The sequence below is a fragment of the Paenibacillus montaniterrae genome (assembly GCF_018403185.1).
In the GTDB taxonomy this organism is placed as follows: Bacteria; Bacillota; Bacilli; order Paenibacillales; family Paenibacillaceae; genus Pristimantibacillus; species Pristimantibacillus montaniterrae.
In genome coordinates this window covers 1-260 of the sequence record NZ_BOSE01000053.1, presented here as the reverse complement: position 1 = coordinate 260, position 260 = coordinate 1, and the positions used below count along the sequence as shown (strand labels likewise).

Here is a 260-nt window from a genome sequence, read left to right as displayed (position 1 = left end):
CCTTAACGAGAGTTCTTCCGCGCGCCTTAGCATGCTCTGCTCGCCTACCTGTGTCGGTTTGCGGTACGGGCACCTGGATCTCACTAGAGGCTTTTCTTGACAGCCGGAGCTCATGACCTTCGCTACTATAAATTTCACTCCCCATCACAGCCCAGCCTTATGATGTGCGGATTTGCCTACACATCAGCCTCACTGCTTGGACGGACAATCCATCAGTCCGCGTCACTACCCTTCTGTGTCACCCCATTGCTCAAACAATC

General features: G+C 53.5%; 1 rRNA gene. It reads right to left on the bottom strand.

The annotated features are described in order from the left end of the window. Positions 1-260, bottom strand: a 23S ribosomal RNA gene (locus KJS52_RS27125); the annotation flags it as partial.